Consider the following 7,144-nt stretch of genomic DNA (forward strand, 5'->3'; position numbering starts at 1 on the left):
GCGGGCGGCGCCCACGGTTGCGGGAGCCGCTCGCATTCATCACTTCACCATCCTATGCGGTGCTTCGCGTCGGTTTCGCGATGACGCCGATCATCGTCGACATGCAAGTACTGGCTCGTGGTGGTGAGGGATGTGTGCCCGAGATTGTCGCGCACCAGACGCAGATCGACTTGCTGATCCGCCATATGCGAGCCCGCGCTGTGCCGCAGCCAGTGCGCCGAAGCCTGCTCGAGCACGTCGGCTCGCGAGGTGAATTCGCCGCCGCGGGCGCGCAACGCTTGCGCCGCGCCGCTAAATACCTGCTTGACGATACGGTGCAGTGCCGCGCGAGTGAGCGGTGTACGCGACTGGCCGATCGGCAGCACCAGAGGCGTGTCTTCGTCCCGTGACGGAAGCGCAGGTAATCCCCGTTCGCGACGGTATGCCGAGAGCTCCGTCATCATTTCTGAAGTGGCCGGCACCAGCCGCTCCTTGCCGCCTTTGCCCAGCACCTCCAGCCACCAGAGATCCTCACCGTTTGCGTCCCGCCGGCGGAAGAATCGGCCCATGGTGTTTTCACTCACTTCGGTGATCCGCAAGCCGCCCAGATAGAGCAGGGTGAACAGCCAGCGCACGCGCGCGCAATGTTCGCGCTCGCGGTCCGTGCTGTTGGGCATCCCTTGAATATAGGTTTTGACCTCGAGCCATAGCTCGGGCGACAGATAGCGCGTGATACGCGGCTTGGCGTGCCGCGCGCGCTGACGCGCCAGCGATAACGGATTGCCGGCCAGATAACCCGCCTGTACCAGCCACGCGAACATGACGTTGAGAATCACCATGGCCTGGCGTTGGCTGGCGGAGGCGAGGGGGCCGTAGAAGGGGCGCCAGCGCGGATCGCCCCGTGGATGCTTGCGTCCGCCACTGGCAGTCCATCGCGCACTGGGCTGCGGATCGGCGAGGAAGTGCCGATAAACCAGCAGGTCCTCGTGGGTCAGCGACGAAAGCGGCTTGCCCATCTGGAGGACGGACCACAACAGCAGCCGCTCGGCTTCCTTGCGATAGTTGTCGAAAGTGGTTTTTGTATCGACGAAGCGGGCAAGCCATGCGCGGATCGCATCCAGATCGTTGTGAGCGGCGATCTGGGCAATGCCGTTCTTCGCGCGATTCTTGCCCGCGCTGCCATCCAGTTCAGGCGGGATGGTCAGCGTTTCGATGGGCTGCGGCGGAAGCAGCAGGGTGGTCATGGGCTGTATCGAGGATGGGCGGGTTGTTGCGTGTTTGCGGGAGATGACGGCGTGCAGAATATCGACATTATAGCCGTAATGTCAAAATTAAAACTCGCGTTCATTGGATATCTAACGGTTTACGTTGTATTATTCAGTAAATTGCTTGAGTGACTTCTATGTCCGATTCCCTGCCCGATGAAACACGCCTCGCTGGCGAAATCGATCGCCTGAAGGCCGAATTCCCCAAGACCCGCGAGCTGTATCGCGAGGTCTGCGCGCTGCTGTTCTTCCGCTTCGGCATCACGCCGACCGCGAACCGGCTATATCAGCTGGTGAAGCGCGGCAGCATGAGTACGCCGACTCAGGTGCTCGGGGAATTCTGGGTTGAACTGCGCGAAAAGAGCAGGGTGCGGATCGAGCATCCCGATTTGCCGGCGGAGTTGCAGGCGGCCGCTGGGGAATTGGTCGCGACGCTGTGGACGAAGTCCACCACGTCTGCGCAGGCGGCGCTCGAGGCACTGCGAGCTGACGCCGAGGCGGAGAAGGCCAGCGCGCGCAACGAGGTAACGACACTGCAGGCCGAACTCGCGCGGACCGAAACGGCGCTTGAGCAGCGCACCGGCGCGTTGCTGGCGGCGCAGGTGCGAATTCAGGAACTCGAACAGGCGCAGGCCGCGGGCGACGCGACGCGTCAGGCGCTCGAGACTGAAATCGCGCGACAGCAGGATGAGATCGGCGCGCGTGACCAGGCACTGGTGCAGGCGAGGGCGGATTTTTCGGGTGAGCTCGACAAACTGCGGGCCAGCGCTGAGCTCGCGGAAGAGCGCTTACGCGCGGCCGAGAGGCGGGCGCTGCTTGAAATCGAGCGCGAGCGGGTCGTGAGCGCACGGTCCCAGAAGGAGGTCGAGGCGGCCGCGCGCAGGGCGGAGCAAAGCGAGACCCGGCATCGGGAGGAAATCCAGGCGCTGCAGGCTCAACTCGGTGACGCGCGTCATCAGGCAGGCGTCATGGAGGGCAGTCTGGAAGCCCTTCGTCATTCGAACGCGGCGTACGTCACAGAACTCAACGCATTGAGGCTGCAGTTGGCGACCGCCATGGCGAACCAGCCGGCGGCACAAAAGCGTCCGCGATCTTCTGTCGGGACGCGCAAGCCTCGCAGCGCCACATCCAAAGTCGTGACGAGGAAGCGAGCAGCATCCTGATCCGAAAACTCAACATTGAGAAGACGATGATAGAACGACATAGGGTTACGACAGCATTCGAGCTTCCCGGACACAGGATAGAGCGCTCATTCGGTGTCGCGCGTGGGATCGTCGTCCGGTCTCGATCCATCGTCGGCGCGCTTGGCGCATCGCTGCAGACGATTTTCGGCGGCAACATCACGCTTTACACGTCGCTGTGCGAGCGAGCGCGACAGGATGCATATGAACGCATGATTGCGCAGGCTGCAGAGCTGGGCGCAAACGGCATCATCGGCATGCGGTATGACGCAACCGAGATAGCCAGAGGCATCACAGAGGTGCTGTGCTACGGGACGGCGGTGCATGCAACGTCGGTGGTTTGAGGCGAGCATGCTGACCGAGGCTGACGACATGGGCATTGACGCGGCGACCCGGAAAATCCTCTGACCATGAAAGAAAAGGAGAGACCTCATGCCGAGCCTTGAGCGAGTGCGACCGGCTATGCTTATCGACTCTGTCTGGCGCATGGTGCTTCGCCTCGGATTCCGGTTCGCTCGTGCCTGGTGGTACATTCGGCGGCCTCGCCACGAGGGCGCGCTAGTGGCAATCTACGTCGGGCGGGCGGTGTTGCTTGTGAAGTCATCGTACCGGGCGGAGTGGAATTTTCCCGGCGGCAGTGTCCGGCCCGGTGAGACGCCTGATGCAGCGGCGCAGCGCGAAATGAAGGAGGAGATTGGTCTGTCGTCGTACACATTACGCCCCGCGGGCAGCGCCTGCGGCGTTTGGGACGGGCGAAGAGACCGGGTGCATTTCTTTGAGCTGCACCTCGATTGCATGCCCGAACTGCGGCTTGATAATCGTGAGATTATCGCCACGCATCTGGCATCGCCGGAGGAATTGCACGGCATCGCGCTGACAGGGGCGGTCGCTGCGTATCTCGGCAGAGATCTCTGCTGTTAGTTGGCCCTTTTGAGAGAGCGACCATGACTGCGTCGGTCATGGTCCTGGCTCTTATCGGTAAACGAGCTCAGCGCTCACTGAGTTGTCGCGCCGCGGACTCGGCGGTATCTTCGGGGCGTGTATTGAACGCAATCGCCGCGTTTGGCGCTGCCTTATGAATGATGTTCACCACCGTTTCGAACAACTCCAGACTCTTTGGCGGGAGCCGTAGGCCGCCGCCGACCACTACGCAGTCGTAGGTGGCGGCCTTCAACGCATCTTCAAGCATGGCGTTGCCGGCTGCATCGGGTGTGATCATGCAGGTGTCGCCCCGCCAACCCCGTTCCGTCATCTTCGCGACGCCCAAGGCAATTCCGGCATTGATCTTCTCGGCGTTGAACCCGGGCGGCAGGGAGGGGTCCGAGAAGTCGACCGTTTCAGGCTTCTGGCCGACGAATAAGATGCGCGTCATGTGGTTTCTCCATTCGGGTGGTGTTGATCGGAAAAGCGTGAAACGTTGGTCATCGCGCGAGGTAGACCCTCCATCGTCGTCGCCTCGTAGGTGACGCTATCGGCCGTTGGCGTCCCGGCCATCAGTTCGTCATCTCCCGAGACCGGATCGCGCAGCCACGCGCGCGCTGAAATCGAGAATCTGCTCGACGACGAACTCCGGCCGTTCCTCGGTCATAAAATGCCCGCAACCCGCGAGCGTGCGCGCCACAACGTCTTCAGCGACCATCGCGACCATTTCGCCGACCTTGCCGCCGAGCCCCTTTTCTCCACCGAGCGCGAGGACGGGTACGCTGATCTTGGCTGTCATCAGCGGTTCAGTCTGGTCAATGCTGACGAATGCTGCGCGGTAGATCCCCATGCTGCCCAACACGCCCTCTTGGCCGGCGAATGAGCGCAGGTATTCGTCGATCACTTCCCCGCTGAACGCCGCGTGATTGACGACATCGTTGCCCTCATAGAACCAGGTGAGAAACGCACGCTCATTGCCGACGATCAGTCGCTCTGGCACGCCGGGCGCGAGCGGCAGGATCCACCACCACATCGATCCCTGGGCCATCGCTTGCGGCGTGTAGGAAAACACCTGCCGCAGCACCGGGCCGAGCATCACCGGCGCTTCGATATAAAGCAGGCCCGCAATTTCCTGCGGGTGGTCGGCGCTCCAGATCAGAGCGGGCAGTGCGCCCATGTCGTGCGCTGCGTGGATCAACGGCTTGCCATTTCCAAAGCCTATCGTGGCGACGAGCGCGCGGCACTCTTCAGCCAAGGACCTGGCGTCGTAGCCGTCATTGCCAGGCGGCTTGTCGCTGTCGCCGTAGCCACGCATGTCGGGGATCAGCACTGCAAATCCGGCCCGCGCGAGCGCAGGAGCGATCTCGCGCCAGGCATAGGCGGTGGCCAGGAACCCGTGCCAAAGGATCACCGGCCGACCGTCTGGATTGCCGCCGATCCAGTGGTGGAGCCGAACACCGCCGATGGTTATGAATTTGCTGTCGAAGCTCCATCCGCCGTCTCGATGTCTCCTCGCCGATCGCGTAGCTCGATCCGCTGGCGTCGAGCACGGCCTGGACTTCATATCCTGCCTCCATGGCGCTGATCGTGGGGAACACGAGACAGATGTCGGTGGTGACCGCGGCGATGATCAACTGCTTGCGGCCGGTGTCCGCCACCGCCTTGCTGAAGTTCGGGTCGTCCCAGGCATTGACGACCCCCTGGCGTTGCACTCGATTGGCGTACGCTTCAGGCGCTGTGTGCTCCAGCGAAGGGTGGGGCGGACCTTGCACATGATTCTCCTGGCTGGAGGTCATCACGATCGGCATGTTGAACGCGAGCGCGGCCTTGGCGAGCGTGACGGCGTTGCGTATCGACTGGTCGGCGGTGATGTTTTTGATCAACTGGATCGTGCCGACCTGGTGGTCGATCAGCAGCAGGGCGCACTGATCGGGTTTGAAATGTGGAGACTTTTCCATGGCTCGTATCCTTTAGTTTTTTCGGAGGAGTCACGCGGAGACGGCGCCGGCGAGCATCGGATAATCGGTGTAACCCTTCGGCCCGATGCCGTAGAACGCGCTCGGATCGGGCTTGTTGAGCGGCGCATCGCTGCGCAGGCGCTCAACCAGATCGGGGTTGGCGATGAACGGCACGCCGAACGCCACCACGTCGGCGTGCCCCTTCGAGAGGACTTCATTGGCCTTGGCCTTGTCGAAGCCGGTGTTAACGATGATCGGGACCGAGGTCATTGGCCGGAGCGTCTCGGCGACATTGCGGATCTGTACGCCCCGCTGCGCATCCTTCGCATTGGGTTCCAGGAGGCAGAGATACCCGACGCCAAGCGCGTCGAGCGCACGGACAACGAATCCGAACGTCACCAGCTTATCGCTGTCGTCCACACCGTAGAGGTAGCTGGACGGCGACAGCCGTACGCCGACATGTTCGGCGGACCAGGCAGCAATCATCGCCTTGGTCGTCTCAAGCATGAGCCGCGCCCGATTCTCAACTGCACCGCCATAGGCGTCTGTCCGTTGATTGCTGCCGTCCTGCAGGAATTGGTCCTGTAGATAGCCATTGGCGCCGTGCAGTTCGACCCCGTCAAACCCAGCCTCGCGGGCATTTCGCGTCGCTTGAGCAAAGTCCTCGACGATCGGCGCGATCTCCTCGATCCGAAGCTCACGAGGGATCGGGAATTCAACCCGACCCGTCGGTAGGAAGAAGTCGCCTGTTGCGGGGATAGGCGATGGTCCCACAGGCAGCACGCCGCCGCGCATGTCCTGATGCGCGACGCGGCCACAATGCCATATCTGGCAATAGATGCGTCCACCGGCAGCGTGCACGGCATCGGTGATCCCGCGCCATGCGGCGATCTGGTCGGCGCGGTGAAGGCCCGGCGCGCGGATGATGCCGTGTGCCTGGGTCGAGATCTGGGTGCACTCGGTGACGATCAGTCCGGCCGATGCGCGCTGAACGTAATAGTCGCGCATCACGTCCGTCGGCACGCCGTCTTCGCTGGCGCGAGTGCGTGTCATTGCCGACATCGCGATTCGGTTGGGAAGTGTCAGGCCGTGCAGGTCAAAACTATCGAATAGTGTGGGCACTATGAGAATTCCTTATCTTCGGTTGCCGCGGGTGGCGCCTGGGATGAGCTGACATGTCGATCTCGAAATCGCGTCGTTCCGGCGCCTGCCTCGGCAGAGTGACCCGACAATCGCTAGTACGCGCAGGTTGCAGAAGCATGATCCCGCGAATCGTCACGACAATCGGTACGGTAGCGGTCAAGGCTCGTACCGGACTGCGTTCAACGTAGGGGGCGCGCGCGAGCACCAAGGCAATGTCCGGGCGACTGCGGCGATTGAAAGACTGTCGGTCAGAGCGAGAACGCACGCAGGCAGCTGTGTCGTTGTTCTGGGGACAGCTGGAATCCTGCTGGAAATCAAAAACGGCGCGCATTGCAATCGTGCACGGCAGATAGCTGAAATGCGTGGTGAGTGAGTTCGCTAACATGATTTGACATAATATAAATTATCAACATATTGGGTGTCAGGGCTTTTTGATAATGTCCGATTCTGGCTCATTCGAAATGTCCGGTTTCACTCCCTGAGCCACGCACTACGCGCATGCTGCGCCATGGTAGTCGCCCAGGGAGCCGGACATGAACGCACGTGGATTCGTCACGATCAGCATGCACGAGCTTGAGCGGGTCAAGATCATTGAGGCGGTTGTCGAACACCGGCTGAAGGTTTTTCAGGCAGCCGAGCGTCTGCAGCTGTGCGAGCGCCAGGTCAACCGGCTGGTGCATCGCTATCAGGCCGGTGG

General features: G+C 61.9%; 9 protein-coding genes. 4 read left to right on the plus strand and 5 right to left on the minus strand.

Features of this window, described 5'->3' with window-relative positions:
- Nucleotides 1-44: 44 nt before the first annotated feature.
- Nucleotides 45-1,223, minus strand: a complete 1,179-nt coding sequence (locus tag HHL24_RS29385; RefSeq protein WP_169488848.1) for a tyrosine-type recombinase/integrase — start codon at nt 1,221-1,223, stop codon at nt 45-47.
- A 158-nt stretch (nt 1,224-1,381) separates the two neighbouring features.
- On the opposite strand from HHL24_RS29385, the gene HHL24_RS29390 reads away from it, so the two are divergent.
- From HHL24_RS29390 to HHL24_RS29400, 3 genes are all read left to right on the plus strand, one after another.
- A complete protein-coding gene (locus tag HHL24_RS29390; protein WP_169488849.1) occupies nt 1,382-2,407 on the plus strand; it encodes a DNA-binding protein in 1,026 nt (341 codons plus the stop codon).
- A 26-nt stretch (nt 2,408-2,433) separates the two neighbouring features.
- Nucleotides 2,434-2,769 (plus strand): YbjQ family protein, encoded by a 336-nt coding sequence (locus HHL24_RS29395; protein ID WP_169488850.1) that lies wholly within the window; start codon nt 2,434-2,436, stop codon nt 2,767-2,769.
- An 88-nt stretch (nt 2,770-2,857) separates the two neighbouring features.
- Entirely contained in the window at nt 2,858-3,346 is a 489-nt protein-coding gene (locus tag HHL24_RS29400; protein WP_169488851.1) for an NUDIX domain-containing protein, read from the plus strand.
- A 67-nt stretch (nt 3,347-3,413) separates the two neighbouring features.
- On the opposite strand, the gene HHL24_RS29405 is transcribed toward HHL24_RS29400, so the two are convergent.
- From HHL24_RS29405 to HHL24_RS29420, 4 genes are all read right to left on the minus strand, one after another.
- The gene (locus tag HHL24_RS29405) at nt 3,414-3,797 is read right to left on the minus strand and encodes a hypothetical protein (protein WP_169488852.1); all 384 of its coding nucleotides are present in this window, start codon (nt 3,795-3,797) and stop codon (nt 3,414-3,416) included.
- A 129-nt stretch (nt 3,798-3,926) separates the two neighbouring features.
- Nucleotides 3,927-4,736, minus strand: coding sequence for an alpha/beta fold hydrolase (locus HHL24_RS29410; RefSeq protein WP_230417615.1), 810 nt, complete (start codon nt 4,734-4,736; stop codon nt 3,927-3,929).
- Nucleotides 4,621-5,304: an isochorismatase family protein gene (locus tag HHL24_RS29415; RefSeq protein WP_206003069.1), complete on the minus strand. Its 684-nt coding sequence runs from the start codon at nt 5,302-5,304 to the stop codon at nt 4,621-4,623. The genes HHL24_RS29410 and HHL24_RS29415 overlap by 116 nt, the downstream gene beginning before the upstream one ends.
- Before the next feature lie 30 nt (nt 5,305-5,334).
- Nucleotides 5,335-6,426, minus strand: coding sequence for an alkene reductase (locus HHL24_RS29420; RefSeq protein WP_329606759.1), 1,092 nt, complete (start codon nt 6,424-6,426; stop codon nt 5,335-5,337).
- A 584-nt stretch (nt 6,427-7,010) separates the two neighbouring features.
- On the opposite strand from HHL24_RS29420, the gene HHL24_RS29425 reads away from it, so the two are divergent.
- The coding region (locus tag HHL24_RS29425) for a helix-turn-helix domain-containing protein (protein WP_329606712.1) at nt 7,011-7,144 on the plus strand (134 nt) is incomplete at its 3' end.

This window comes from Paraburkholderia polaris (assembly GCF_012927345.1).
Lineage (GTDB): Bacteria > Pseudomonadota > Gammaproteobacteria > Burkholderiales > Burkholderiaceae > Paraburkholderia > Paraburkholderia polaris.